Here is a 26,998-nt window from a genome sequence, read left to right as displayed (position 1 = left end):
AGGGTTTCTAAATTAACCTAATTTATCAGACGCAACTTTATAGGTTGGATCTTCTATTACGTTCACCTCGACTAAGTCTTTTGCACGAGACAATAACTTCTGACAGTCTTTAGAAACATGACGCAAGTGAAGTTTTTTACCTTGCTTAGTGTAACGTTCAGCAAGATTGTCGATTGCTTCAATGGCACTGTGATCGGCAACACGGCTGTGTTTAAACTCAACAATCACATCCGCTGGGTCATTTTTAACATCAAATAGCTCTAAGAAGTTTTTAACTGAGCCAAAGAATACCGGACCGTGTAATTCATATACTTTTGAGCCGTTTTCATCGATGTAAGACGTCGTGTAAATATGTTTTGCGTGCTCCCAAGCAAACACTAATGCAGACACAATAACACCTACACATACCGCTACGGCAAGATCTGTTACTACCGTAACACCCGATACTAACACAATCACAAACGCGTCTGTCTTAGGCACCTTTTTCATAATACGGAAGCTTGACCACTCAAATGTGCCAAGTACTACCATAAACATTACGCCTACAAGCGCTGCAAGCGGGATCATTTCAATTAGGCTGGCTGCAAACAAAATAAACATCAGTAACATAACTGCCGCTGTAATACCTGAAAGACGTGAGCGACCGCCTGAGTTAATGTTGATCATTGATTGACCAATCATTGCACAGCCCCCCATCGCACCAAAGAAACCACATGTTACGTTTGCCGCACCTTGGCCAATACATTCTTGGTTACCGTTACCACGTGTTTCAGTGATTTCGTCAATTAAGGTCAGCGTTAATAACGACTCAATTAGACCAATTGCCGCAAGTACTAAGGCGTACGGTAAAATAATCCACAGGGTTTCAAGTGTCATAGGTACGTTCGGGATATGGAATTCAGGTAAGCCGCCTGCCATCGTAGCGTTTACGTCACCTGTCATATCTTTTAAGAAATCAACAACCGTACGTGCTTCTAAATCTAAACCAAGCACCAAACCAGTTACTACAACAATCGCCACAAGTGACGAAGGTATCGCAGATGTGAGTTTTGGTAAGAAATGAATAATCGCCATAGTTAACGCAACAAGGCCTGCCATAATAAACATTGGCTCACCTGTCATCCATTGCATTTCGCCATTTGCATCAGGCGCTTTAAATTGCCCAAGCTGCGCTAAGAAAATCACAATAGCCAAACCATTAACAAACCCGAGCATTACTGGGTGCGGCACCATACGGATAAACTTACCAAGCTTCAGCACACCCGCAAGTATTTGTAAAATACCCATCAAGAGTACTGTTGCAAATAAGTATTCAACACCGTGGGTGACAACTAGGCTCACCATAACCACTGCAAGTGCACCGGTTGCACCTGAAATCATACCTGGGCGACCACCAAATACAGCAGTAATTAGACCAACAATAAATGCTGCATACAAGCCAACCAAAGGTTCTACGTGCGCAACAAATGCGAAAGCCACCGCTTCTGGCACAAGGGCTAGTGCGACGGTTAAACCAGACAGAATATCGTTCTTTGCCGATTTAGGGGCTCTAGATAATAAGTTAAACATGGATCTCCCATTGAGTAGCACAACATTGAGCAAAACTTGCTGTAATGCGTTTATTTTAGTCTATTTTGAGGGCGCGAAGTTTAGCAGAATCGACGATTTATAACAATTTATTAAATTTCACAAAAAAACCGCCTAAAGACGGTTTAAATACAAATTTTGTTAATTGTGAGCACCGTTGTAATGCTCAATAAGTCGAAATTATAACGGTAACGAAGTTGAGCGTTTTACGCAGGTCATGGTTACATTCGAGTGTACTTCTTGAACGTAATCTAAACTTAATAATTTATCACGAACAAACTGCTCATAGCCTTCGATGCCTTTTGAAATAATACGAAGCATAAAGTCCATCGTGCCCGCCATGGTGTAACACTCGGTTACTTCATCATAGCTTTGAATAAGTTCTTCAAATTCAGCTAGCTGCGTGCGACCATGGCTCGACAGGCGAACATGCGCGTAAACCAACATATCAAAACCGAGTTTTTTCGGCTCTAAAATTGCTACCTTGCCTTTAATATATCCTTCTTGTTCTAAACGAGAAATACGACGCCAACAAGGAGACTGTGATAGTCCTACTTTGTCAGCAATCTCTGCCGTTGATAAGCTCGCGTCTTTTTGAATCAATGCGAGTATTTGACGATCTACTTGGTTTAATGACATAGCTTATTCTTAAATTTACACATTAATGGTTAAATAATACTATACAATAGTCTTTGCGTCTGCTGATTTATTAATAATTTAGCCAAAGCGACCACTGGTAAATGGGTTGGTGCGTTTTTCATGACCTACAGTTGTGGTTGGTCCATGACCTGGGTAAACCGTATAATCTTCTGGCAGCGAATAAATCTGTGATTCTATCGACTGTTTTAGCTGCTGTGCATTGCCACCTGGAAAATCAGTGCGCCCTACCGAACCGTTAAACAAAACATCACCAACGAATATCCGTTTAGAGTCATGTTCAATAAAAATAACGTGACCTGGCGTGTGTCCCGGGGTAAAACGCACTTCTAGGGTGATTTCACCAAATGAAAAGGTATCACCTTCCGCTAGCCATGTATTAGGTGTAAACACCTCAGCAAGCGGAAAGTTAAACATTTCACTTTGTCGTGGCAGCGCGTCTAGCCAAAACTTATCGCCTAAATGGGGACCAACAATGTCAACATCATAGGTTTCGGCCAATTGCTTCGCAGCACCAACATGATCTAAATGGCCATGTGTTAATAAAATCGCTTTTAGTGAGGCATTTGCACTATTAATTGCCGCGATTAACTTTTCAATATCCCCACCGGGATCAATAATCGCAGCTTGTTTAGTTGTTTTACACACTAATAAATTAGCATTTTGTGCAAACGGCGTAACAGGATTTGTAAAAACGTCTAACATAATCACTCATACTCAATTAAAACGGGATAATTTAAGTGCCCACCATCGTAAAACGGGGTTTTGCTATACAGCCACGCTAAGCGTTTTTGCGCACTGTTTTTAAACTCACTATCGCTGTTTAGCTTTTCGTCAAACGCGCGCTTTAATTCAGGGTCATTTGCTAGCATTTTTTCTGCAAGTGGCAATAACGCATAGTTTTCTGAATATTCAGTGCGCTGAAAAATACTATTAAAAAAGCCCCACTTAAAGAACGAGTCTTCCGCTTCCGGTTGCAGTAAATGTACCGCCAATTTACCATTTGGTTGCGCAGTGCTTATTTTGTAATACGTACTTAAATCAACTTTAGCGGCATTTGAATACTCAAATTGGCCGGATACCTGCAATCGGCTTTCAAATGGTGTTGATGCAAAAGTGTGATCGGTAACCGTAATTGCTTTTAAGTTATTTACAACACCATAGGCACGCTCAAGCTTAATGCCATGTTGCTGTAATTTAGCTGCGATATTACTCCACGCTTTTGGTAAATAATATGCGGCAGGCACTTTCACTTTTTCAACTACCTCTTTGCGCCAAAAAACCGGTAACCCTTTGTAAGTTTTTGCCTTACCGGTGTAACGCACTTCTTGTTGAGCGCTTAATTCGCTGAAGTACTTTTCATATTCAATACCCAAAAAGTCAATATTTACCGGCACCTTGCTATAACTACGGGCAACGACTAATTCACGCGGCATAAAGTCTTTTTCAATTTTCACAGTGCGGCGTAACTTGCTCAAATTATTTGAAACGGCGTCAATCACACCATCTAAAAATACATAAGTGCCAAGTACACGTTGTTTGTATGGTTTTAATGAATGATTCTCTAATAAAATGGTTGGTAAATTAGTAATATCACCCCAGCCATTAGAATAGCGCGGCGTTGCAACCCAACCTGCTAACCCTTCGCTCATTTCACGCTTATTCATAACAAACACCAGTGGACCTGGGATATGGCCAAAACGTGACAGCTTAGCGTCAATTACCGGATTGATTTTTTCTGCAATAAACTGCGCAATTTTCGGCGAGTCTGAAGCGAAACTAGGCGTTGAGCCATAGGTAATATCATACTGATAATCCGCACCATCGGTTACATGCATATCAACATACATATCAGGTTGATATTGATTAATCACGCGCATCACCGCCTGAACGCCAGGGGTTTCAAGCTTTGTGTAATCACGGTTTAGGTTTAAATTGCGACCATTAGTGCGAAACCCCATTACCTCAGGGCCACGCTGATTAATGCGGTTAAAGCGGCTCGCATTTTCATGTCCATCGACATTTAAAATAGGAATAAACAGTAAATTTACGCGTTTTAAAATATCATTTCGCTGCCCTTGAGCAATATCACGAAGCAACATAAAGGTGGCATCTTTGCCATCTATTTCACCAGAGTGAATTCCCGCTTGTAGCAAAATAGTCGCTTTATTCTTATCGATTTGACCTGTCTCACTGGCGATAAGCATTTTTATTGCGCGACCAGCATCACTGGTACCAATTGACTCGATTTTAAACTGCTTACTATTTGCCTTAACCAGTTTATCGAGATACACCATGGTATCGTGATAGTTTGGGGATTCCATACCACCTGAACGTTCAAATTGTGTTGCCAGCGGATTGGTTGGTTGTAATAGGCGTTCACTTTGCCCTTGCCACGCTGTAAGTGGCGGTAAGTGGTCAACTGCAGAAAGGCTCGCAGTCAGTAATAAAGCGTTTAAAAACATGCGTGTTATTTCTTTATAATAATTTGGCTTTACGGTAATCAAATTAACTTGAATTTGCAATTGAACGCGTTAAGGTAGGGCCAATTATTCTTTAAAATCAGAACATATGACTAAAACAGTACTAATAACAGGTAGTTCAAGCGGCATTGGCTATTACTGTGCAAAAGCGCTCGTTGAACGTGGCTATAAGGTCGTCGCAAGTTGCCGTAAATTAGACGACGTTGCGCGCCTACAACATGAAGGTATTCACAGTGTCCAGCTTGATCTTGCGAGTGAAGCCAGTATTGAGAGTGGTTATCGCCAAACGCTCGATATTCTTGGTCATATTGACGTACTATTTAATAACGGCGCATATGGCCAACCGGGCGCAGTAGAAGACTTGCCAACACATGCACTGAGAACCCAATTTGAAACAAACTTATTCGGTTGGCACCATTTAACTTGCCTAGCCATAAAGCATATGCGTGAACGTGGCCAAGGCCGCATTATTCAAAACTCGTCTGTGTTAGGTTTAGTCACTTTACCCTATCGTGGTGCCTATAATGCCAGTAAATTTGCACTAGAAGGCTTAACGGATACACTGCGCCAAGAGCTATCAGATACCAATATTCAGGTTAGTTTAATTGAGCCAGGGCCAATTGAATCGAAATTTAGAGACAATGCATTAGCCGCATTTTTTAGTGCTAATATTGATGCTGAAAATAGCCCACACCATGAAAACTATTTAAAACAACAAGCGCGCCTTGAAGTAAAAGGTAAAGCGCAACCCTTTACACTTGGTCCAGAAGCTGTTTATAACAAGTTACTGCATGCCATTGAAGCTAAACGAGCAAAGCCACGTTACTATGTGACCTTCCCTACCTATTTATTTGGCTATTTAAAACGTATTTTATCAACCCGCTTAATGGACAGCATTTTAACCAAGTCGAGATAGGTTCAGGTGTCAGGCGAATTGTAACCACAATAATATCGGGAATATTATTGAACAGTGATACTGGCCCAGAGGGTGTAAGGCAGGATGCCTGAAATAACCTACGTCTTGCAGTGCAATGAGGTGAGGTCAAGGATGACCGATGTAACCCAGCTTCATGGACGAATTGCTAAAAACAATTCCTCATCATGTACTAAGCATTAAAAAAGGGAGCAAAAGCTCCCTTTAAATCTGTAAAGCGTTTTAATCAAAGATTAAGCAGCTAGACCTTCTTTTGCTTTAGCAACTAGTGCTGCGAAAGCTACTTGGTCGTATACAGCGATATCTGCAAGGATCTTACGATCGATTTCAACAGATGACTTCTTAAGACCGTTAATGAAACGGCTGTAAGATAGACCGTTCTGACGTGCAGCCGCGTTGATACGTGCAATCCATAATTGACGGAAAGTACGTTTCTTAGCGCGACGGTCGCGGTAAGCGTATTGACCTGCTTTAGTTACTGCTTGGAACGCTACGCGATAAACACGTGAACGTGCTCCGTAGTAACCTTTAGCTTGCTTTAAAACTTTCTTGTGACGTGCACGTGCGATAACACCGCGTTTAACTCTTGCCATGACTAAAAACCCCTATTAAGCGAATGGTAACATACGGTTGATAAGGCCGATATCGTTCTTATGAACCATAGCCTTAGGACGTAAGTGAAGCTTACGCTTAGAAGATTTCTTAGTCAGAATGTGACGTAAGTGCGCTTGTTTACGCTTGAAACCGCCTGAAGCAGTCTTTTTGAAGCGCTTTGCAGCACCTCTGTGGCTTTTTAATTTATAGCCCATTGCAATAACTCCAATTGATATTGCTTTAATATTCAGCAAGTAGGCGGAATTTTCATTCACTTTGCAGGCCTAACTTACTACCAATTACCGGTGGAACAAAGTTCACTTTAACCGGCTAAACAAGGTGGAGGCTAAAAGCCCCACTTTATACCTAGTTTATCTGTTCACCATTACTTTTTAGCAATTGGTGATAACATCATAATCATTTGACGGCCTTCCACTTTTTTAGGGAAAGACTCAACTTGAGCGATGTCTTGTAAATCGTCTTTAATGCGGTTTAATAAATCAATACCGATTTCTTGGTGCGCCATTTCACGACCACGGAAACGAATAGTAACTTTTGCTTTATCGCCCGCTTCTAAGAACTTAGTTAAATTGCGTAATTTAACTTGATAATCACCGATGTCAGTACCTGGACGGAATTTAATTTCCTTAATCTGGATCTGCTTCTGCTTTTTCTTCTGTTCTTTTTGTGCTTTGCTTTTTTCAAAGATGAACTTACCGAAATCCATCACTTTACAAACAGGTGGCTCTGCATTTGGGCTAATTTCAACTAAATCAACACCGGCAGCATCTGCTTTATCAAACGCTTCTTGCAGACTAACTACGCCTAACGGTTCACCTTCAAAGCCGACTAAACGGACTTCTTTTGCTGTAATTTCTTCGTTGATACGATTTTTTTGAGCCGCTGGGCCCTTTTTTCCGCCTCTAATGGTTCGTTCCTCCACGAAATACCAAGATTAAAAACAAGGTGCGTAATGTACATTATTTATACACACCTTGCACTATTTTATTTTCTATTTTTAACTTCTTCAGCAAGCTTAGCAATAAAGTCATCAACTGATAACTTGCCAAGATCTTCTCCAGTACGTGTTCTAACTGCTAGTTCTTGTTGTTCTACTTCTTTATCACCAACAACTAGTAAATACGGAATACGTTTTAAAGTATGCTCGCGAATTTTAAAGCCTATCTTCTCATTTCTCAAGTCAGCACAGGCTCTAAATCCAAGATTATTCAATTTTTCTACAACTTCTGTCACATATTCAGACTGTTTATCGGTAATATTCATTACCACAACCTGTTTTGGTGCCAACCAAGTTGGGAATAATCCCGCATATTCTTCAGTTAAAATACCAATGAAACGCTCAATTGAACCTAAAATCGCACGGTGGATCATTACTGGCGTTTTACGTTCGTTATTTTCTGCAACATATGTTGCACCTAAACGACCTGGTAATGCAAAGTCTAACTGAACCGTACCACATTGCCACGCACGCTCTAAACAGTCGTATAATGTGAATTCAATTTTCGGACCGTAGAATGCACCTTCACCTGGTAGGTATTCAAACGCAATACCATTTGCATCAAGTGCATCAGCCAGTGCTTTTTCTGACTTGTCCCACATTTCGTCTTCACCAATGCGCTTTTCCGGACGCGTTGATAGTTTTACCACGATTTTTTCGAAGCCGAATGTTTCATATGTGTCGTATACCATTTTGATACACGATGATACTTCTTCCATTACCTGTTCTTCAGTACAGAATACGTGCGCATCGTCTTGTGTAAAGCCACGTACACGCATTAGGCCGTGTAGTGCACCCGATGGTTCGTTACGGTGACAACAACCAAATTCAGCCATACGCAGTGGTAAATCACGGTATGATTTTAAGCCTTGGTTAAAGATCTGAACGTGGCCTGGGCAGTTCATTGGCTTAATTGCATATTCGCGCTTTTCAGATTCAGTGGTAAACATCGCATCGCCATATTTATCCCAGTGACCTGATTTTTCCCAAAGTACACGGTCCATCATTAATGGGCCTTTTACTTCTTCGTACTTATATTCACGAAGTTTTTCACGCACAAAGTCTTCTAGTTCGCGGTAAATGCTCCAACCGTCATTGTGCCAAAACACCATGCCTGGCGCTTCTTCTTGCCAGTGCCATAAATCAAGTGCTTTACCAATTTTACGGTGATCACGCTTTTCAGCTTCTTCGAGACGCTTTAAATACGCTTTTAATTGCTTTTTATCTGCCCACGCTGTGCCGTAAACACGTTGTAGCATTTTGTTGTCTGAATCACCACGCCAGTAAGCACCTGCCACTTTCATAATTTTAAAGTGCTGACAGAACTTCATGTTAGGCACGTGTGGGCCACGACACATATCAATGTATTCTTCGTGGTGGTATAGACCCGGCGTGTCATCACGGCTGATGTTTTCGTCTAAGATTTCCATCTTGTACGTTTCGCCACGCGCTTCAAATGCATCGTGTGCTTCTTGCCAAGTAACAACTTTTTTAACAACGTCGTAATTTGTTTTCGCAAGTTCTAACATGCGCTTTTCTAATTTTTCTAGATCTTCCGCTGTTAATGAGTGCTCCATATCGATGTCGTAGTAGAAACCATTGTCGATTGTCGGACCAATCGCCATTTTAACATCAGGGTAAAGCTGCTTAATTGCATGACCTAAAAGGTGAGCACATGAGTGACGGATAATTTCTAAACCATCGTCATCTTTTGCGGTAATAATTTCCAACTGGCTATCTTCGGTGATTAACTGGCATGCGTCTACGCGCTCGCCATTAATGCGACCAGCAATGGTTGCTTTGGCTAAACCAGGGCCGATATTTAGTGCAACGTCTAATACAGAAACAGGATTATCAAATGCTCGTTGTGAGCCATCTGGAAGAGTAATAATTGGCATGTTTTGTCCTTGCTACAGTGGTGATGCCTACAATGCATCACATGCAGTTAATAAAGTGAGTCCAGCATTCAAAACACTTTTACAATAAGTGTGGTTACTTAAATACTCGGCTCATGAAAGTAAAACAGTTATTTTAACTAGCAAATTCTGAATTACAAGGAGAAACCGAGCCGATTGACTAATTTTCCAAATCACACATACTTAGGGGTAATCAGCAAGCGAAGTAAAGACAATGTCACTTACCATAGCCTCTCTAAATTTATGCAATTACTGCAAGCCACCTTACAGCTTTTATGACTTCGAATCGACCTACACTAAAGCGCAATGGCAGCAAAAAGAAGCGTGGCTGAGTCAATTGTTATTAAAGACCCGCCCCGATGTCATTTGTTTTCAAGAAGTATTCTCAGTATGCGCATTAACTGAACTAATCGCTCAATGTGGGCTTCCCCACTTTGCTATTTGCGATGAACCTGCGATTGATGAGCACAATCCTTATTTATATAAACGTCCAATTGTTTTAATTGCATCGCGATTTCCAATTACCAGTGTCAGGCGTATTGATGTGCCGCCGTTTTTAAAAATGTCGGCGCTGTCGCGTGAAATTATTAATTGTGAAATCACTCACCCTGAATATGGCCATATTCGGTTATACGGCACACATTTAAAATCAAAGCGCGCAACGGATATCGCCGACGAACTGCCTAACGCAGACGAAATCTCGCCTGTCGCGATTGCCCATATTGGCCGAATACTATCTGATAAACAACGTGCCGATGAAGCCATGGCTCTGTATTTTGATTTTATTAGTCAGCAACTTAAACACCCGCTTCCCAGTTTTATTATGGGAGATTTTAATCAACAAGCGGTGCAATCGAACTTAGCATTTTTTACCGAAGAAACTGAATTTAAACAAGACCTTGATGGCGATTTAAAACTACTCGACAGCTTTTATTTAAGCCAATTACAAACCCGTAAACCGACTCACTATTATTATGGCAAAGGCAGTGTGCTCGACTACATCGTTTGCCCTGAGTCGATTTTAAGCGAATTAAATTTGAATACACTCGATTTCAAGGTGCAAGACGAGCACATCAGCCAAGACGAAATCAACGTAACAACCGACCATGCAATGGTCTGTATCACTCTTTCCTAACAACGCCCTTAATCATCGTAATTTATCTGAACACACTAATGTTATTTATAAGGCCTGTGGTAAACTAGCGAAAATTTTTAGTTAGGAATGCCCCAATGAGAACATGTGGTGTTGAAATTAAAGGCTCTGAAGCCTTAATTTGTGTATTAGCAAAAGACAACGACGTATTTGATATTCGTGATGTGCGCCAAACACGTTTTGTATTACCAAAAAGCGATGATGCTGAAGAAATCCGTAAATTTCAGTTCGATTTTGCAAAACTAATGCAAGATTACCAAGTTGATAGCATTGCTATCAAAGAGCGCCAACAAAAAGGTAAATTTGCGGGCAGCCCACAAGGCTTTAAAATTGAAGCGGCACTGCAATTGATTGACGATATGCGTGTGGTATTACTTAACCCAACGGCAATGAAAGAACAGCTGAAGAAAAACCCGTTACCAATTGATTTTGAAGATACTGGCCTTAAAAAGTTTCAAGAAACGGCATTTGTTACAGCCTACATAGACTTAACGCACCGTACTTATAATAAAGCTTAAGTAAAAAAGGCGCCAATTGGCGCCTTTTTTGTATTTACTGAGTATTACTAAACAATAAATTTAGTTACTTAGTGTAAGCTCGTGGCATATTGGTTTCAGTCATATAGCGGTCACGTAATTTATCGTGACGCGACTCAGTCGATACTTCAACACCATTAATCATCACCTTTTCAAGTGTAGTGCTGAACTCGAATGGGTCTGCCGACCATACCGCTAAATCTGCAGCGTTGCCAACTTCAATGCTACCTGCATCTTCAATATTAAAGATGTCAGCAACATTACTCGTAATCGCTTTCAGTGCACCTTCTCGGCTCATGCCATTGGCAATTGCATTACCTGCGTCATAACGCAGTTGATACACATTGTGGCTGCTATCGCCTGCAATAGTAAGTGCCACCAGCACGCCGGCTTTTTCTAACTCGCCTGCTGTTTCAAGTGACGCATTTAACGAATCAAAATCACCCGGTAAATTTGCCATCGCACTTAAAATAACAGGTACCTTAGCTGCCGCCAGTTCTGCTTTGATTGGCAATGCATCTTCCGCGCCTGAAATCACTAAATCGATACCAAAGCGCGCTTTCACTTTAATTAGCTCAAGCATGTCTTGTGCACGTGATACACGCACAACAACAGGTTTTTCACCGTTTAATGCCGCTGTTAATAGCTTTTCTTTTTTAGAAGGCTCTGCTTTATCGTCTTTTTTGTCAGATTTTTTTGCTTTCGCAATTTTTGTTTGCTGCTCTTCTAGCGTATCGATGAATTCGCTTAAAGACGCTGCACGTGAACCATCTTTAGTACCGCCTAAATTAACAATAATGGCATTTTGGCTATCAACCACACTCGTACCAAACTCGCCGCTTAAATTAACCGTTGAGCTTAAGCCAACAAATGGACTTTCACCCCAACTTGGCGCAATAACATCACGGGTGATCCCGCCTTTACGTGCATACGCAATGAGTGTTGATTTTGGGTTAAACGCAAGTGATGGATCAAAGGTAATACCACCTTTTTTCTCGTTGCCATCACGCGATGAAGCAACGGCGCCAACTTCCACTAAACCAAGTTGGTTCATGCTGCCAATAAAACCAGGCGTTACAATTTTACCTTGTGCATCAATAATCACATCTGCGGTTGCTGCGTCAGTAGTAACGGCTTTGATTTTGCCGTCTTCTATGATCACACTACCGTTTTTAATAACACCTTGCTCAGATGCAGTATGGATTTGTGCGTTAATAATTGCAGTTGTTTGCGCCATTGCGCCTGCTGAACTTAACACCGCTGCAGCAAGTAAGGTCTGTTTAAATAATTTCATCACTGTATTCCTTATTGCTGACCTAACATAAAGTCGCTTTTCGCTTGGTATTTATCATCATTGCGGTCATATACTTTTGCGCCGTCGATAAATACTTGCTCTGCCTGTGCATAAACACTAAAAGGACTTTGATTCCAAATAACAACATCAGCTTGCTTGCCCGCTTCTAGGCTACCCACTTTATCTTCAACACCCAGCGATTTCGCAGCGTTTTGCGTGATCCAACGAATTGCATGCTCTTCTTTAATATCAAAACCGTTTTCGTTAGCACGGTACATTACTTTTGCCGCTTCTTGGTTTAGACGCTGAATTGTTGTGTCTGAATCAGAGTGAACGATGGCACATGAATTTTTAACCGCATCAACAATGGCAATGTTTTCTTGCACCATGTCGTAAGCTTCCATCTTAAAGCCCCACCAATCCGGCCAAAGTGCAGCACAGCTGCCGTTATCTGCTAGTAAGTCTGCAATTTTGTATGCTTCAATACCGTGGTGGAAAGTACCTGCGTGGTAACCAAATTCTTTCGATAGGTCAATCATCATCGCCATTTCTTCTGCTTTGTAGCAGTGGTTATGGATCATGAACTCGCCATCTAAAACGCCACGTAATGTATCTAGTTTAATATCACGCTCAGGTGCATCAACGGTTAAACCTAACTTGTGCTCGCGATCGTATTTTTCCCACGCAAGTTTGTATTCTGTCGCTTCAGCCCATGCGCTGCGATAGCCAGCCATGTTACCCATACGTGTTGCTGGTGACTCTTTGCGGCTACCATATACGCGTTTCGGGTTTTCACCACATGCCATTTTTAAACCATAAGGTGCATCTGGGAATTTCATTGCTTGCATGGTGTGCGCTGGCACGTTTTTAAGCGTTACACCGCGACCACCAAATAAATTAGCTGAGCCTGGTAAAATTTGCAGTGATGTAATACCACCAGCACGGGCAGTATTAAAACCAGGATCTTGTGGCCAGATTGAGTGTTCAACCCATACGTAAGCAGTATTCGGGCTAGTCATTTCATTGCCGTCTTGGTGCGATTCAACCGACGGGCTTGGGTATGCACCTAAATGCGAGTGTACATCAATAATACCCGGAGTAACCCACTTGCCGTTAGCGTCAATTACGCGCGCACTTACATGACTTAAATTTTCGCCTACTTTTGAAATTTGGCCATTTAAAATCAGTACATCTGCATTATCAAGACGTTCGCCAGTACCTGTTAATACGGTAGCATTCTTAATCAGTAACTCTGTACTTTCATAAGGTTGATAAGTACTCGGGTATGGGTTTTTGTTAATTGAAACGTGCTCACCTTGTGGTGCTTGTTTATTACAAGCTGCCAGCCCAAGTGACATAGCAACAACTAACGCAGAAGGGATAAATCTTTGCATTATTGTTATTCTCCGAAAAAATACTGCTCAAATGTAGCGAATAAAAGCCGCAATTGCACATTTTTACGGTAAACACCCGCTTATTTGCTATAAACAAATGTAAACGCTACAAATGTAATCGGTAAAAATAGTCACCCTTGTCATTTATCACGCTAATCTTTAACAAACAAGCGTAGGCTAAATCAATGGATTGGTGAAACTGCGCATCGGATGGTTGTACGCCGAGTACTAACTGAAGAATTTCGCGCATCACGCCAGCGTGACTTACCAATAATAGATTCTTTCCTTGATACTGCTGACAGACAAATTTAAACGCTGTGGTTACACGTTGATTAAACGCCACCATGGTCTCACCATTAGGCGGTGATATCGAATATGGCGATTTAAAAAATGCCATAATTTGGCTGTTGTGATGCTCAAATAATTCGCTAAATGGTTTGCCATCCCAATCGCCAAAGTTCATTTCAGCAAAATCACTCATCGTTTCAAAACTGAGGTTTTTGTCATCGGCATACGTTTTAGCAAAGTGACAACAACGTTTAAGTGGCGAACTTACAACCGCATCGATAGTTAGCCCATCGCTTGCCTGCTGCATTTGTGAAAACCCGTGTTCGGTGATCGCAAAATCCGTCAATCCACGTAAGCACTTATCACCCTCCGGCAATCCATGACGTAGTAAGTAGATGTTAGTCGTGTTTGAGATCATAAGGGATCCCTGCAATGGTAAACGTAACCGTGCTTGCAATACGCGCAACATCTTGATTTAACCAACCTTGTTCATCGGCAAATTGGCGCGCTAATGCATTATCGGGGGTTATAGAAAACCCCACTTCATTACTTACCATAATCACAGCATGCTTAGTTTGCGCTAACCAATCAAGAAAGCGCTGCTTTTCTTCTTGCCAATCAATTTGTTTATAATACAAACAGTTATTTAGCCAAACTGTTAAGCAATCAATCAATATAATGCAAGGTTCTTCAACTGCATTCAATGAATCAACTAGGTTTGGCCCGCTTTCAATGGTTTGCCACTGCTTAGGGCGCGTGTGTTTGTGGCGCTCAATACGGCTTTTCATTTCATCATCAAATGCTTCAGCGGTTGCAATATAAACAACCGGAAGTGCGAGCTGAGTTGCGTATTCTTGCGCTGTTTGTTCGGCATAACGGGATTTACCAGAACGCACACCACCAATTACTAAGTTTTTCTTCATTAAAAGCAAAAGCCCTTGTTCCTGCTGGGTTTGTCACGCACAATAACTAAAAAATATTTGGAAATCCAGATGTCTACCAGCAACAATATTGCCGACACAATTCAAAATACCATTAATGGTAAGATTAAACCGCTAGGCTCACTAGGTAAAATAGAACAACTTGCAGCGCAAATTGCTACGCTACAACTTACCCCAAGCAGTGCAAATTCATTATCTATTTTAAATCCTACGTTACTTGTGTTTGCTGGCGACCATGGTATTGCTAAACACAATATCAGTATTGCTCCGAGTGACGTTACTACACTGATGGTGAGTTGCTTTTTAAATGGGCAAGCAGCAATCAATAGCTTTATAAAGTCAACAAATTGGCAATTAAAGGTGGTGGATTGCGGTATTCAGACCCAATTACCAACGCATAATAATTTAATAAACGCGCGCTTGGGTAATGTTTGTGGTGATATTAGCGTAGAGCCGGCTTTAACTGAAACACAGTTCGATGAAGCACGCTTGCATAGTGAAAACTTGTTACAACAGCTAGATACTAATCTAATAGCCTTTGGCGAAATGGGCATCGGTAATACCAGTCCAGCAAGTGCTATATTTGCAAAACTATTTACGCTACCAGTAGAAAATGTGGTTGGGCATGGCACTGGCATTGACCAGCAACAATTTAACAACAAACGTTCGCTTATAAGTAAGGCGGTTAACCGTGTAGACAGCGACCAGCCGCTCGACATTTTGCGCCAACTAGGTAGTTTTGAGATTACTACTATGACCTTTACCATGCTGGAAGCTGCTAAACACAACAAATTAATATTGGTTGATGGATTTATTGTAACGAGCGCAGCGGCCATTGCCCTGGCAATCAAACCTAGTATTAGAACTAATTTAGTCTTTGCCCATAAATCAAACGAATCCGCACATGGCCTAATGTTAGAAAAACTAGCGGTAGAGCCATTACTTGATCTTTCTTTAAGACTGGGTGAAGGCACTGGCGCCGCACTTTGTCTAGGGTTAATTGAGGCAGCCGTTAACTTTTACAATGATATGGCCAGTTTTGAAGATTTGGGAATTTCCTTGTAATGACGCTACAACATGAAATCGCATTATTTAAATTAGCGCTCAGCTTTTTAACGCGTATTCCCATTCATATAGACGACTACAGTGATGACAAACTCAACAAGGCGTCTGGTTATTTTCCACTAGTTGGCGTATTTATTGGTTGTTTACTCGGGTTATGTGTTTACCTTTTACAACTCGTGTTGCCAATTAGCGTATCGGTTGTACTGGTTTTAATTATTGGTTTATTACTTACGGGCGGTTTTCATGAAGATGGCCTAGCAGATGTTGCCGATGGCTTTGGCGGTGCATTCGATGCCCATAGAAAACTGGAAATAATGAAAGACTCGCGCCTTGGCACCTATGGTACACTAGCTCTGATTTCGCTGTTTGCAATCAAGTATCAAACACTGGTTACAACAAGTCATATTGTCATGGCATTAATCGCTGCACATGGTATTAGCCGTGCATTTGCCACCAGTATTATTGGCACATGCCCCTATGTCACAGAAGACGCCACAAGCAAGGTAAAACCAATTGCCAAACACTTGCCAAGCAGCGCTCAGAGCCGTTTATGGCTTGCCTTTTGTGTACTATGTGCTGTGTTATTTTTATATGGCATGAGTTTACTACAGCTTATAGTACTCATTGTGACCTGTTTCGCGGTTCGCAGCGTACTTATCGCTTGGTTTAAAAAACACATTAATGGCTATACCGGAGATTGTTTGGGCGCGGCTCAGCAAATTTTCGAAGTGTTGATATATTGCTTAGTTTTATTATTTTTGGAATAACAATGTCAGATAAATTTGAACAACATCAAAAGCGTCAAGAAAAAATCAAAAAAGCGGTCGATGAGAAAGTTGCCAAAGCAACCATAGAGAAAGGACTATTTCTCGTTATCACTGGTAATGGTAAAGGAAAGTCGACCAGTGCATTTGGCACGGTTGCACGTGCTGTAGGCCATGGGCAAAAAGCAGCAGTAGCACAATTTGTTAAAGGTGGTTGGGAGTGTGGTGAGCGCAATTTACTTGAAAATGCCGGCGCCACCTTTTTTGTTATGTCGACAGGCTTCACTTGGGAAACACAAAACCGAGAATCAGATACACAAGCCGCGCAAGCAGTGTGGCAAGACATCAAAAAATGTTTATCAGATGACACAATAGATTTGGTGGTACTTGATGAAATCACTTATATGATTAATTACGACTATATTGACCTTGATGATGTATTAATGGCGATTGCAAACCGCCCAAAAGAGCAATCCGTTATTGTGACCGGTCGCGCTGCACACCGTAACTTAGAAGAGCTCGCTGACACTGTCTCCGAAGTACGTAATGTGAAACATGCATTTGACAACGGCGTAAAAGCGCGTAAAGGCATCGATTGGTAAATTCATGCAAAGCAACGTGTAATTACTTCAGCAATGAAAAAAGTTAAAAAATAATTTCAGCAATTTATTGCAAATGTCACATATTAACGCCATGAAAAGTGGCGTTTTTTATGCGCCAGTGACACATTTGAAATACTCTTTTACACCCTGTCACGTTAGGTTAACAGCATTTTTTCGAGTTTCAGCGACTATATAAGTACGTTCAATTAAAAACGTGAACACTTACTTTAATTAATGTTGGAATGAGGAATTTAACATGAAAGTTTTAGCAGCAGTACTTATTAGCACCACCCTATTCGCTTCAGTAAACGCATCTGCAGATACACAATTTGTCGCGGCAGATAATTCGCCGGGTACTGCGCTTTGTATGGCAATGACAACAAACAAACCGCTTAAACTACATCGTGAACTTAAAGAAACTTATCTTAAAAAGCATTCACTAGCGGATAAACTAACGTGTAATGATATGTCGCTGGCGAAATTTGCAAATACTTATAGCCTTAACCGCACTGGTAAATATTTAAATTTAGAAGTTAAAACATCAACCAGTATTCAAGACTTAGCAATGGCGAAAAAACAAATCATCTATGTTTCAGGCAGCAAGTAACCTTAACAGGGTGTTTGAATAATGACGGGAATAAGACAAGAAAACGGAGGCTCAGCCTCCGTTTTTACGTAATGCTCTTTAAGAGGTAGCCGACTTTAAATAAAATGAGCAAGTAAGCCAAATAAACCACCGAATACGCCACCCCAAACAACCAACCAGCCTAGGTGTTCTTTAATAAGGTTTTGAATAAGCTCTTTGACAAGTTCAGGCGTTAACTCGGTTAAACGCGCCTCAATAATCGCTTCAATTTTTGATTGGAGCTTTTCTGCACTGGTGTTAGAGGTTAGCTGTGCTTGCACTGTTTTATGGAATACTTCAGAGCTACTGATCTCAATAAGCGATGACTGCATTTTTTCAATAAACGGCTGTTTCATTGGTTCAAGTACTGCTGTCCCACCAAACATGCCAAGCATCGCGCCAAATTGCGAGTTTTCAACCACATCTACCAACGAGTCAAACGCAGGGTTTAAATCAGTATTTTCAATGATCGGCGTGAAATCAATGCCATTCTCGCTATTATCCAGCTCTGCTGACATTAGCTTATTAATATTTTCTTGAGTAAAGAACTGCGACATAAATAAGCGCTTAATGGCTAATTTAATCTGTTCAAACTGATTTGGAATAACACCCGAACCGTAAAGACCGGGTACTTTTTCAAATAACATGTGCACAGCAAGCCAGTTTGTTAGCGCACCTGATAACGCAAATAAACCAATGCTAAGTAACCACGGTAAAGACAATACAAAACCAGTCACTGTCAACACCACAGCGACAAGATTGGTGATAGCGTGCTTGTTCAACTAACCCTCCAAATTTCAGCTAAACCCAAATCGCCGCTATTTTAAAGTTTGGGTTTGGCTAGAAGCAAGGGCAAAAAGCCGAATTTCTTCTTATTTTATGTGCTTTTTTGTAAACGGTGCTCAAAAATAATGAGCCTTGACTATAGTTAGTGTGTTGCTCAACTTTGTGCTTGCGCCATTAGCAAACTAAATCGCTGCGAAGGACTTAATTATGTGGAATGCCCTAATCACCGAACTGTCAAAAACCCTACATTGTAACCTCGCTATATCGAACAAAATTCAACTGTCGAACTCTGGAGATGATCTGCTTTATAAACTTTCAGATGATAAGCAGAATTTTTTTGTTAAAGTCGCAAGTAAAGACAAACTCGATAACTTTGAACAAGAACGCATTGGTTTAAACACCCTTACCAAAGAAAGCACTTTTTACGTTGCCGATTCGCTGCTTGTCGGTCAAAGTAACGAGTTTGCCTACCATGTAATTGAATGGCTTGATTTAGATGACGGCAGCGAAACTGATTGGTATCACTTTGGTGTGACATTAGCTGAACTTCATAAAAAACATCAACAACAAATGTTTGGCTTTGATTTAGATAACTACATTGGTTTAACAGCGCAGCCCAATGAGTGGCATAAAAAATGGGATACTTTTTTTGCCGAACAGCGAATTGGTTTTCAACTGCAACTGCTGGCCGAAAAACGCGTTCAATTGGTGGATATTGACCGCTTTGTCGATTTAATAAAGCAAATACTACATACCCATCATTGTCAGCCATCATTACTGCATGGTGATTTATGGCGAGGCAATGTAGGCTTTTGCCAACACAAACCGAGCGTGTTTGACCCAGCATGCTACTATGGCGACCGCGAAGCCGATATTGCCATGACCGAGCTGTTTGGCAAATTTCACCATGATTTTTATGTTGGCTATCAAGATACCTATCCACTGCCCAAAACTTACCAAGAACGAAAGCATATTTATAACTTGTACCACGTGCTTAATCATGGAAATATTTTTGGTAATCAATATATTGAAGATGCGCATATGCAAGTTGTTAAAATCCAGCAACGATATGGTCTAGACTAGCGGGTAAAATTAAGGTTTTCGACTACACTTTAACAAGTGTCTTTATTGTTGGAAACTGCTATGAGAGACCATAAATTTCAACGGATCACTTGCCCGCATTGTGGCAATCATGTCGATGTAGAACTTGATACAACACTCGGCGACCAAGAATACTACGAAGACTGTGCAGCCTGTTGGAATCCTATCCATTTAAATATGCACATAGATAGGATTTACAACAAAGTGGAACTCAGTGTCGACAGTGATGACGAACAGGTTTTTTAAACCTTTCGGCAGCAATTAGAGACCTTTCGCTTTCATATAACGTTCGATGGTTTCAACGATAGTATAGGTTTGTTGGTCCACCTCGATATTAAATTCGCTACCAATGTGTGCAAGGCCCAAATTGGTTACTTCTAGCGTTTCTGGAATTAGGTATAGGTAAAATCCGTTGTGAGTGACCTCGCCAACCGTTAAGCTGCAGCCGTTTACACTGATAAAGCCTTTGTAGTTAATGTATTTGAGCCATTTTTCCGGTAACGACAGAAACATTGCGCAGTTATCTTGCTCACGTTCAATACGCGTAAGCTTTGCAACGGTATGGATATGCCCAGAGACGATATGTCCGCCCAACTCAGTACCAAAGGTAACCGAGCGTTCAAAGTTTACTTTTTCACCTTGTTTTAATTTACCTAAGTTGGTGAGCTTCAAGGATTCGTCGATCACATCAAAATGCACTTGGCCAACTACGTCTTTATGTCCGAGTTCGTATTCCACCACAGTAAGGCAACAACCATTGATTGAAATACTCGCACCAATGTCCAAATGATTTAAATATGCGTTGGGAGTAGACAAAACTAGGCGCATAATTTCACCACTTTTGGAAACAGATACCACCGACGCCTTTGTTTGTACAATACCAGTAAACATTTAATTCCTATCTATCTCTACATTCAGTAAACTACGATTTTCCTTATTTTGCTAGAATGCGCAAGTATGTCCTTTAATGTTTTTGAAGCGAGATTTATTCTTCGCTTGGCTATCCCTGTTTTTATTGCCCAAGTTACCATGATTTTAATGGGCGTTGTGGATACCGTAATGGCGGGCCAAGTAAGTGCCTATGATTTAGCAGCGCTTGCCATTGCGTTAGGTATTTGGAACCCAGTTTTACTGACACTACTGGGTGTATTATTGGCTTTAACGGGTATGGTGGCGCAAAACTTTGGGGCGAAGAAGTTATTTGCGATTCGCCATGATATGTATCAAGGGTTCTACTTAGCTTTGGTGCTTGCAGCACTTGGTTTAGCACTCATATTCTTTGTTGATGTTCCGCTTTCTTATATCAAAATGGAACCTGAAGTCGCAGGTCTTGCCCTTGGTTATATTAGCTATGTGAAATGGGGCTTACTGGGCTTTTTAATTTACAATGTACTTCGCTGTGTCTGCGAAGGTATGGCATACACCAAGCCCGCGGTTTACATTGCCGCAATTGGCTTAGCAATTAATATTCCCGCCAACTATATTTTCATTCACGGTGAGTTCGGTATCGACGCCTATGGCAGTGCAGGCTGCGGAATTGCCACGGCTATTGTGTATTGGTCAATGGCGTTCAGTTTGTTTATTTATATGCTGTACTCAAAACGCCTAAAAGGTCGTTTTCTATTTTCTCGCGCAATTAAACCACACTTTGCTACACAGCTAACGATTACCAAGTTTGGCACCCCCATTGCCCTTGCACACTTTTTTGAAGTAACGCTATTTGCCTGTATTCCACTTTTTATTGCACCGCTTGGGGCAATTGCAGTATCAGGTCACCAAGTGGCAGCAAGTGTATCAACGGTATTATTTATGATTCCACTGAGCCTAGCGCTCGCCATTTGTATTCGTGTTGGCAATCTTACCGGACAAAAAAACTATGCCGCAGTAAAAAGTACCGTATCAACTAGTTTGTTATTAGCACTGATGATTTCAACGCTAGTGGCGCTTATTACTTTCTTATCACGTAGTGTGATCGGTAGTGTTTACAGTGATAATAGCGAAGTTATCGCCCTCGCCAGCGCGATTTTAATTCTGGCGTGTTTTTATCAATTACCCGATGCGTTGCAAGTCGCTGCGACGGGTATTTTACGTGGCTTAAAGTACACCGCGCCTATTTCGTATATTACATTTATATCGTACTGGTTAATCGGTTTTAGTTTAGGTTACGTATTAGCATTAACTGATTTAATTGTTGAGCCTATGGGACCAGAAGGTTTTTGGCTCGGCATTATTGTTGGGTTATCAACCGCAGCCGTTTTATTAATTTATACTGTGAGGAAGCGCCTTGCTAACGCGCCATTTAATAACGCTTAGTACCACAACCTTAATTATTTTAATACTTGCTGGGTGCTCAAAAGCACCTAGCGAGATTAATTTAGAGTACCACACACGCTTAAATACACAGCTCACGTTACCCGAACTTACCCCCTATCAAGACAATAAAAAGTTGGTTGTGCCAACCTTTTCCAATATCGATGCCAACACTATTGGCATTCTACAACTTAATAAGTTACAACACTGCCAATTAGGTCAATTGATTGCTGAGCGCAATTCACAGCTGGGGAAAGTCAGCGGTCCAAGCAGCGAGTTTGTATATAACGTGCGTTTTATCCAGATGGTACCTAATTGTGTTGCGACACTTAACGACGCTGAGCTTACGAAGCAGCTCAACGAAGTAAAACAACACAAAGCTGGCTTGCTGTTTACCTATTGGGAAAAAATGCTGTTTTTAGACAAGCAACTTGCCTCGCTTTATTTACCTGTATCTTATTCACTGCTTGATGTTAACCAAACGCAAAAGCAACACACGCTCAATACCTTAAATTATTTAGCGAGCGTTAAAAGCGCGTTGGTAAATCAAGAATTTAACCAAATAAACACCGCTGAATTAGAAGCACATTTAGCAACACTATTTAAAAACAACTATTTGCCAAGTTTATTGCGTGCTTTGTACGAGCAGATTTTTATACTGCAGCAGCAAAATAAAGCGCTCGAATCTGTCTCGTTTAGCGAAATTTGTAAAACCGGTCATAACAATCAAAGCGCAACCGTACTCACAAATATTTTTAGTAAATTCTATGGCAGCAAAATACAAGGCTATCACAACGATCTGTTGCAGGAATATATGCAAGTAAAGCCAGCATTACTTGGCCTTTGGCAAAATCAGAATCAACAACCTTACAAAAGTGATTTAAAAATTCATCCGCTTTCACTCGATAACAGGCTCAAACACTATTCAGTTGCACATGTTACTTGGTGGCAACAACTGTATAAACGCTGCAAAATTCAACCAGGCTAAGCCCGATGTTCTTTTGTGGTTGAGTTGGCGTCGTCTTAGACTTATGTTCAATACCTACATCCGTCTAACATGAATATAAAAGAACCCAGCAAACTGCATATAAATCCATCAGTTAAACGCGTTTGGTGAAAATTCTGCTTGTGCAACAAAAAATTCTATGTAGAATGCGAACCATAAATAGAGGGTCTGTAGCTCAGTTGGTTAGAGCGCCACGTTGACATCGTGGAGGTCGGTGATTCGAATTCACTCAGACCCACCATTTACTTCCAAACTATATTCTCGCTTAAATATTCGTTGTATCTAATTTTACTCTTCGTTACTAAATTTCTTCTATTAGCTTCAGCGTCTATGCGTTTTTCTAGCTTCTCGCTTTTGAAATCAGTAAACTGGCATCTATCACTTAGCTTACTTATTGATGTTTAAATGAAGTTTAATGTTCTACTTTCTTTTCTAGTTTGCGTTATATACTCAACTCACCTGTTCGCAAATTCTTTTTCAATTAGCAAACAAACGCCGCCAACAAGCCTTAAAATTAATACTGACAGCAACAAGCTTTGTCAGGTTGCGGGTAATACCCTTGCCTATCGTGCACTGGGCAAGGAATACGACCCTGCAGTGATCCATGCAAATAAACTTGCGCGATTTGGTATTACAGAGAAAGACATCGAACGAACGTTAAAATCACTGTGTGAATTTGCCAAACACGATGATATGAATAAGACTCATCAGCTTACAAGTTTTGATTTTCTAACAAAGTACTATGATTTCTATCGTATTAGTTCAGACACAAAACATGCAAAAAAACTAAGTAACAAAAAACCATTACTTAAAAATCTCACCGCCGATAAAGTGTTAATGACAAAATACTATGTGCATTTAGCGAGCGGCAGTGACAGCAAAACAACCGCAACACCGTTTCCACTTTATGCGCTACCGTTTGATGAACAACATCTATCGCTAGAAGACGCAAATACACAAAAACACCTAACGCGATTCAAATACGGTAAACAAGCTATTTTAGATGGTGTGATTGACGCCAATAAACTTGCAAAACCGCTTGTTTATCTGTCACGAGAAGATTTAGAGTCAGCGCTTTTACAAGGCACTATCGTCGTTGAGGTTAGCGGGCAGCAGCGTGTTTACAATGTGCATCGCAATAACGGCATTGCCTACGACCGTGCAATTAAGCCATATTTGCAAAATCGTTACTGGTACTTTAAACAAGTGGATGGCATTTTAGGCTATGGCAAAGACGCAGACCATAAAATTGAAGTATTACCTGAAGTAACGTTTGCAGGAGATATTTATCAATTCGGGCTGGGCGCATTAGTTTTTGCGCAATTTGATTTTAAAAGTCATAGCGAATACCGCATGGCAGTGATGGCCGATACCGGTGGTGCATTTGAAAATAACTTGTATCAGCTAGACTATTTAGCGGGCAGTTACCCAGGCATTAACGCCTATTACGATGCAAACCGACATATGCCGGATTATATTGACGCATGGTTTATGGTATTAAAAGGAGATGCACAATGATCGATGATTTAAAGGGTGACGAATCATGGCGCATGTTTCGTATTATCAGTGAGTTTGCCGATGGATTTGATAAATTATCAGATACAGGTCCAGCCGTCTCAATTTTTGGCTCAGCACGCTTAGAGCAAAGCGATGAGTACTATCAAGCAACCGTCGATATTGCCAAACGCTTTGTCGAAGAAGGGTTTGCAGTAATTTCTGGCGGTGGCCCTGGCATCATGGAAGCGGCCAATCGCGGTGCAACAAACGGCAAAAGCATCGGCCTTAACATTGAACTGCCACACGAACAAGTACCTAACCCATACCAAAATCAACCTCTTGATTTTCGCTATTTTTTTACCCGTAAAGTAATGTTTTTAAAATACTCTATGGGCTATATTTGTATGCCTGGTGGCTTTGGTACACTCGATGAAACATTTGAATCACTTACTTTACTGCAAACTGGCCGCATTTCAAAAATGCCTATCGTGCTATTTGGCTCAGAGTTTTGGCAAGGGCTGGTTGATTGGATGCAAGCACAGCTAGTTAAAAAAGGATTGATTGACCAAAGTGACTTTTCGTTGTTCACTGTAACCGATGATATCGAAGAAGCGGTGGCGATTATTGTTAAACACGCTCGGGGTCGTCAACACCCATAATAACAATAAAGGATATAAAAATGCAGTTGAGCCAGGTTATTGCTAACTTAATTTTAAAAGGGTTTAGCCATCACTATTCGTTGTTCCAAGGATTAACCTCGCAAGCTCAAGTGCATTTTGCCAATGCCGATTGGCAATCAATGCAACGCATTAGCGCTGAACGTATTAGTTACTACGACAAGCGCGTAAATGAATGTATTGAAAAGTTAAAACGCCGCATTGATGCCTCACATATTGATACCGAATTATGGCTTGCCACGAAAGCCGAGTACACCGATTTACTGAGTTTTCACCCGCAAGCCGAGCTGGCTGAAACTTTTTTTAATTCGGTATTTTGCCGCTTATACCACCGCAAATATTTTAATAACGATTTTATTTTTGTTGAAAGTACTTTAACCGCGCCACTGGTCCCGGTTGAAGAAGAATACAAAAGTTTTTTTCCTGTCGTCGATGGCCTTTTGCCCACCATTAAACAAATATTCGCTCAATTCGACTTAAAAGCAGCGTTTATCGACCTTGAATCAGATATAAAAAATATTGTTAAGGCCTTTGTTAAGCAAGCACCTAATGTAAACTCGCGCAACCACCAAATGCGCTTTGATATATTGAAAGCACCGTTTTATCGCAACAAAGCAGCTTACATTGTCGGCCGTATTGTCAGCAAAAATGGCGTACAGCCGTTTATTATTCCTATTTTGCACAAAAAAAATAAAGGACTGTATATTGATGCCGTGCTAACAAACTCAATCCAAATGCGTGTAGTGTTTGGCTTTGCTCGGGCGTACTTTATGGTCAATACTCGCTCGCCGTCTGGCGTTGTAAGCTTTTTAAATCAGCTTATGCCAAACCGCACACCCGCTGAGCTATACAACGCTATTGGTTTTCATAAACAAGGTAAAAGTGAGTTTTATCGCGAATTTTTAAACCATCTAGCCTCGTGTAAGGAAGATTTCGAAGTAGCCGCAGGTACGCCGGGTATGGTTATGGAAGTATTTACCCACCCTACTTTCCCGTATGTATTTAAAGTTATTCGCGATAAATTTGGTGATGGTAAACCCTTTGGCAGACGCACCGTACTTGAACGATATCAATTGGTAAAACAGCACGATAAAGTCGGACGCATGGCCGATACCATTGAATTTTCAGATGTTGCCTTCCCAATTTCTCGCTTTCCAGAGCCTTTATTAAACCGGCTTAAGAAATCAATTGCTGGTTCACTCGAATTTGACGGTGACTTATTAATTATTAAGCATCTTTACATTGAAAGGCGTATGACACCGCTTAATTTGTTTTTACAAGATGCAAACGAGCAAGATAAACGCCATGTGATGGGCGAATATGGCCAAGCACTTAAAGAGATGATGTCGGCCAACATTTTTCCAGGCGATATGCTGTTAAAGAACTTTGGCGTAACAAAGCACAAACGCGTTATTTTCTATGACTATGACGAAGTGCAGTACTTAACCGATATGAATTTCCGCGATTTACCTAAATCAGACGGTTATTTTGATTACCCCGATGCCTACTCAGTTGCGCCACAAGATGTCTTTATTGAGCAACTCACCACATTTGTTACCACAGATCCACATATTAAAGCTTTGCTGCTCGACCAACACCCTGAGCTCAGTACCGCAAGTTTCTGGCGTGATGAACAACAAAAAATAAAACAAGGCATAAGTACAGATATTTACCCTTACCCCGAAAGTCTAAGATTTAAATTACGATAACATCTTGTTATTTATTCATTCGTTTATTAAAGTCTTTTATAAAATACTTTAGCCACATAAA

At 41.0% G+C, this 26,998-nt stretch carries 28 protein-coding genes and 1 tRNA gene; 15 read left to right on the top strand and 14 right to left on the bottom strand.

The window, feature by feature from the left end; genetic code table 11:
• Positions 1 to 12 precede the first annotated feature (12 nt).
• The 4 genes from L1068_RS00930 to L1068_RS00915 all read right to left on the bottom strand — a co-directional run bounded on the left by L1068_RS00930 (position 13) and on the right by L1068_RS00915 (position 4,709).
• Entirely contained in the window at positions 13 to 1,569 is a 1,557-nt protein-coding gene (locus L1068_RS00930) for a SulP family inorganic anion transporter (protein ID WP_237128665.1), read from the bottom strand.
• Between the two features lie 198 nt (positions 1,570 to 1,767).
• Positions 1,768 to 2,226, bottom strand: coding sequence for an Lrp/AsnC family transcriptional regulator (locus L1068_RS00925; RefSeq protein ID WP_054980111.1), 459 nt, complete (start codon positions 2,224 to 2,226; stop codon positions 1,768 to 1,770).
• 78 nt (positions 2,227 to 2,304) lie between these two features.
• Positions 2,305 to 2,949 carry an MBL fold metallo-hydrolase gene (locus tag L1068_RS00920; RefSeq protein WP_237128664.1) on the bottom strand — a complete coding sequence of 215 codons (645 nt, stop codon included), beginning with the start codon at positions 2,947 to 2,949 and terminating at the stop codon, positions 2,305 to 2,307.
• Positions 2,950 to 2,951: 2 nt separating this feature from the next.
• Positions 2,952 to 4,709: a M14 family metallopeptidase gene (locus L1068_RS00915; protein WP_237128663.1), complete on the bottom strand. Its 1,758-nt coding sequence runs from the start codon at positions 4,707 to 4,709 to the stop codon at positions 2,952 to 2,954.
• A gap of 106 nt (positions 4,710 to 4,815) precedes the next feature.
• Here L1068_RS00915 and L1068_RS00910 point away from each other — a divergent pair, with 106 nt between their 5' ends.
• Positions 4,816 to 5,643 carry an SDR family oxidoreductase gene (locus tag L1068_RS00910; protein ID WP_237128662.1) on the top strand — a complete coding sequence of 276 codons (828 nt, stop codon included), beginning with the start codon at positions 4,816 to 4,818 and terminating at the stop codon, positions 5,641 to 5,643.
• Between the two features lie 251 nt (positions 5,644 to 5,894).
• Here L1068_RS00910 and rplT read toward each other — a convergent pair whose 3' ends face one another.
• The 4 genes from rplT to thrS form a co-directional block, all read right to left on the bottom strand.
• Complete coding sequence (gene rplT, locus L1068_RS00905) at positions 5,895 to 6,254, bottom strand: 50S ribosomal protein L20 (protein ID WP_010387194.1); 360 nt, start codon at positions 6,252 to 6,254, stop codon at positions 5,895 to 5,897.
• 15 nt (positions 6,255 to 6,269) lie between these two features.
• Positions 6,270 to 6,470: a 50S ribosomal protein L35 gene (gene rpmI / locus L1068_RS00900; protein WP_010560234.1), complete on the bottom strand. Its 201-nt coding sequence runs from the start codon at positions 6,468 to 6,470 to the stop codon at positions 6,270 to 6,272.
• A 170-nt stretch (positions 6,471 to 6,640) separates the two neighbouring features.
• The gene (gene infC, locus L1068_RS00895; RefSeq protein ID WP_010560235.1) at positions 6,641 to 7,198 is read right to left on the bottom strand and encodes a translation initiation factor IF-3; all 558 of its coding nucleotides are present in this window, start codon (positions 7,196 to 7,198) and stop codon (positions 6,641 to 6,643) included.
• A gap of 62 nt (positions 7,199 to 7,260) precedes the next feature.
• A complete protein-coding gene (gene thrS, locus L1068_RS00890; protein WP_237128661.1) occupies positions 7,261 to 9,171 on the bottom strand; it encodes a threonine--tRNA ligase in 1,911 nt (636 codons plus the stop codon).
• Between the two features lie 232 nt (positions 9,172 to 9,403).
• Here thrS and L1068_RS00885 point away from each other — a divergent pair, with 232 nt between their 5' ends.
• Entirely contained in the window at positions 9,404 to 10,324 is a 921-nt protein-coding gene (locus L1068_RS00885; protein ID WP_237128660.1) for an endonuclease/exonuclease/phosphatase family protein, read from the top strand.
• Between the two features lie 95 nt (positions 10,325 to 10,419).
• Positions 10,420 to 10,860 (top strand): DUF3010 family protein, encoded by a 441-nt coding sequence (locus tag L1068_RS00880; RefSeq protein ID WP_105171482.1) that lies wholly within the window; start codon positions 10,420 to 10,422, stop codon positions 10,858 to 10,860.
• Positions 10,861 to 10,924: 64 nt separating this feature from the next.
• On the opposite strand, the gene L1068_RS00875 is transcribed toward L1068_RS00880, so the two are convergent.
• From L1068_RS00875 to cobU, 4 genes are all read right to left on the bottom strand, one after another.
• Positions 10,925 to 12,172, bottom strand: coding sequence for an amidohydrolase family protein (locus L1068_RS00875; RefSeq protein WP_237128659.1), 1,248 nt, complete (start codon positions 12,170 to 12,172; stop codon positions 10,925 to 10,927).
• Between the two features lie 11 nt (positions 12,173 to 12,183).
• Entirely contained in the window at positions 12,184 to 13,566 is a 1,383-nt protein-coding gene (locus L1068_RS00870) for an amidohydrolase (protein WP_237128658.1), read from the bottom strand.
• A gap of 106 nt (positions 13,567 to 13,672) precedes the next feature.
• Entirely contained in the window at positions 13,673 to 14,272 is a 600-nt protein-coding gene (locus tag L1068_RS00865; RefSeq protein ID WP_237128657.1) for a histidine phosphatase family protein, read from the bottom strand.
• A complete protein-coding gene (gene cobU, locus L1068_RS00860) occupies positions 14,253 to 14,777 on the bottom strand; it encodes a bifunctional adenosylcobinamide kinase/adenosylcobinamide-phosphate guanylyltransferase (protein WP_237128656.1) in 525 nt (174 codons plus the stop codon). The genes L1068_RS00865 and cobU overlap by 20 nt, the downstream gene beginning before the upstream one ends.
• 69 nt (positions 14,778 to 14,846) lie before the next feature.
• On the opposite strand from cobU, the gene cobT reads away from it, so the two are divergent.
• The 4 genes from cobT to L1068_RS00840 all read left to right on the top strand — a co-directional run bounded on the left by cobT (position 14,847) and on the right by L1068_RS00840 (position 17,833).
• Positions 14,847 to 15,860 (top strand): nicotinate-nucleotide--dimethylbenzimidazole phosphoribosyltransferase, encoded by a 1,014-nt coding sequence (gene cobT, locus L1068_RS00855; RefSeq protein ID WP_237128655.1) that lies wholly within the window; start codon positions 14,847 to 14,849, stop codon positions 15,858 to 15,860.
• Entirely contained in the window at positions 15,860 to 16,627 is a 768-nt protein-coding gene (gene cobS / locus L1068_RS00850) for an adenosylcobinamide-GDP ribazoletransferase (RefSeq protein ID WP_237128654.1), read from the top strand. The genes cobT and cobS overlap by 1 nt, the downstream gene beginning before the upstream one ends.
• 2 nt (positions 16,628 to 16,629) lie before the next feature.
• The gene (gene cobO, locus L1068_RS00845; RefSeq protein WP_237128653.1) at positions 16,630 to 17,226 is read left to right on the top strand and encodes a cob(I)yrinic acid a,c-diamide adenosyltransferase; all 597 of its coding nucleotides are present in this window, start codon (positions 16,630 to 16,632) and stop codon (positions 17,224 to 17,226) included.
• 256 nt (positions 17,227 to 17,482) lie between these two features.
• A complete protein-coding gene (locus L1068_RS00840; RefSeq protein ID WP_237128652.1) occupies positions 17,483 to 17,833 on the top strand; it encodes a DUF3718 domain-containing protein in 351 nt (116 codons plus the stop codon).
• A 95-nt stretch (positions 17,834 to 17,928) separates the two neighbouring features.
• Here the strand turns inward: L1068_RS00840 and L1068_RS00835 are convergent, their stop codons facing one another.
• A complete protein-coding gene (locus L1068_RS00835) occupies positions 17,929 to 18,633 on the bottom strand; it encodes a DUF445 domain-containing protein (protein WP_237128651.1) in 705 nt (234 codons plus the stop codon).
• A 211-nt stretch (positions 18,634 to 18,844) separates the two neighbouring features.
• Between L1068_RS00835 and L1068_RS00830 the strand changes: the two genes are divergently transcribed.
• Entirely contained in the window at positions 18,845 to 19,720 is an 876-nt protein-coding gene (locus L1068_RS00830; protein WP_237128650.1) for a fructosamine kinase family protein, read from the top strand.
• A 60-nt stretch (positions 19,721 to 19,780) separates the two neighbouring features.
• Entirely contained in the window at positions 19,781 to 19,984 is a 204-nt protein-coding gene (locus L1068_RS00825) for a CPXCG motif-containing cysteine-rich protein (RefSeq protein ID WP_237128649.1), read from the top strand.
• A 15-nt stretch (positions 19,985 to 19,999) separates the two neighbouring features.
• Here the strand turns inward: L1068_RS00825 and L1068_RS00820 are convergent, their stop codons facing one another.
• Entirely contained in the window at positions 20,000 to 20,629 is a 630-nt protein-coding gene (locus tag L1068_RS00820; protein ID WP_237128648.1) for a riboflavin synthase subunit alpha, read from the bottom strand.
• 66 nt (positions 20,630 to 20,695) lie between these two features.
• Here L1068_RS00820 and L1068_RS00815 point away from each other — a divergent pair, with 66 nt between their 5' ends.
• The 6 genes from L1068_RS00815 (at position 20,696) to aceK (ending at position 26,937) form a co-directional block, all read left to right on the top strand.
• Complete coding sequence (locus L1068_RS00815) at positions 20,696 to 22,051, top strand: MATE family efflux transporter (RefSeq protein ID WP_237128647.1); 1,356 nt, start codon at positions 20,696 to 20,698, stop codon at positions 22,049 to 22,051.
• Positions 22,023 to 23,036 carry a DUF3080 family protein gene (locus L1068_RS00810; RefSeq protein ID WP_237128646.1) on the top strand — a complete coding sequence of 338 codons (1,014 nt, stop codon included), beginning with the start codon at positions 22,023 to 22,025 and terminating at the stop codon, positions 23,034 to 23,036. The genes L1068_RS00815 and L1068_RS00810 overlap by 29 nt, the downstream gene beginning before the upstream one ends.
• 182 nt (positions 23,037 to 23,218) lie before the next feature.
• Positions 23,219 to 23,295, top strand: a tRNA-Val gene (locus tag L1068_RS00805).
• A 164-nt stretch (positions 23,296 to 23,459) separates the two neighbouring features.
• On the top strand, positions 23,460 to 24,572 hold the full coding sequence (locus tag L1068_RS00800) for a hypothetical protein (RefSeq protein WP_237128645.1): 1,113 nt from the start codon (positions 23,460 to 23,462) through the stop codon (positions 24,570 to 24,572).
• On the top strand, positions 24,569 to 25,210 hold the full coding sequence (locus L1068_RS00795) for a TIGR00730 family Rossman fold protein (protein WP_237128644.1): 642 nt from the start codon (positions 24,569 to 24,571) through the stop codon (positions 25,208 to 25,210). The genes L1068_RS00800 and L1068_RS00795 overlap by 4 nt, the downstream gene beginning before the upstream one ends.
• Positions 25,211 to 25,230: 20 nt before the next feature.
• On the top strand, positions 25,231 to 26,937 hold the full coding sequence (gene aceK, locus L1068_RS00790; RefSeq protein WP_237128643.1) for a bifunctional isocitrate dehydrogenase kinase/phosphatase: 1,707 nt from the start codon (positions 25,231 to 25,233) through the stop codon (positions 26,935 to 26,937).
• Positions 26,938 to 26,998 lie beyond the last annotated feature (61 nt).

The sequence above is a fragment of the Pseudoalteromonas sp. MMG024 genome, assembly GCF_021654175.1.
Classification (GTDB): domain Bacteria; phylum Pseudomonadota; class Gammaproteobacteria; order Enterobacterales; family Alteromonadaceae; genus Pseudoalteromonas.
Note: the sequence above shows the minus strand (reverse complement) of the source record. Positions and strands in the feature narration are given on the sequence as shown.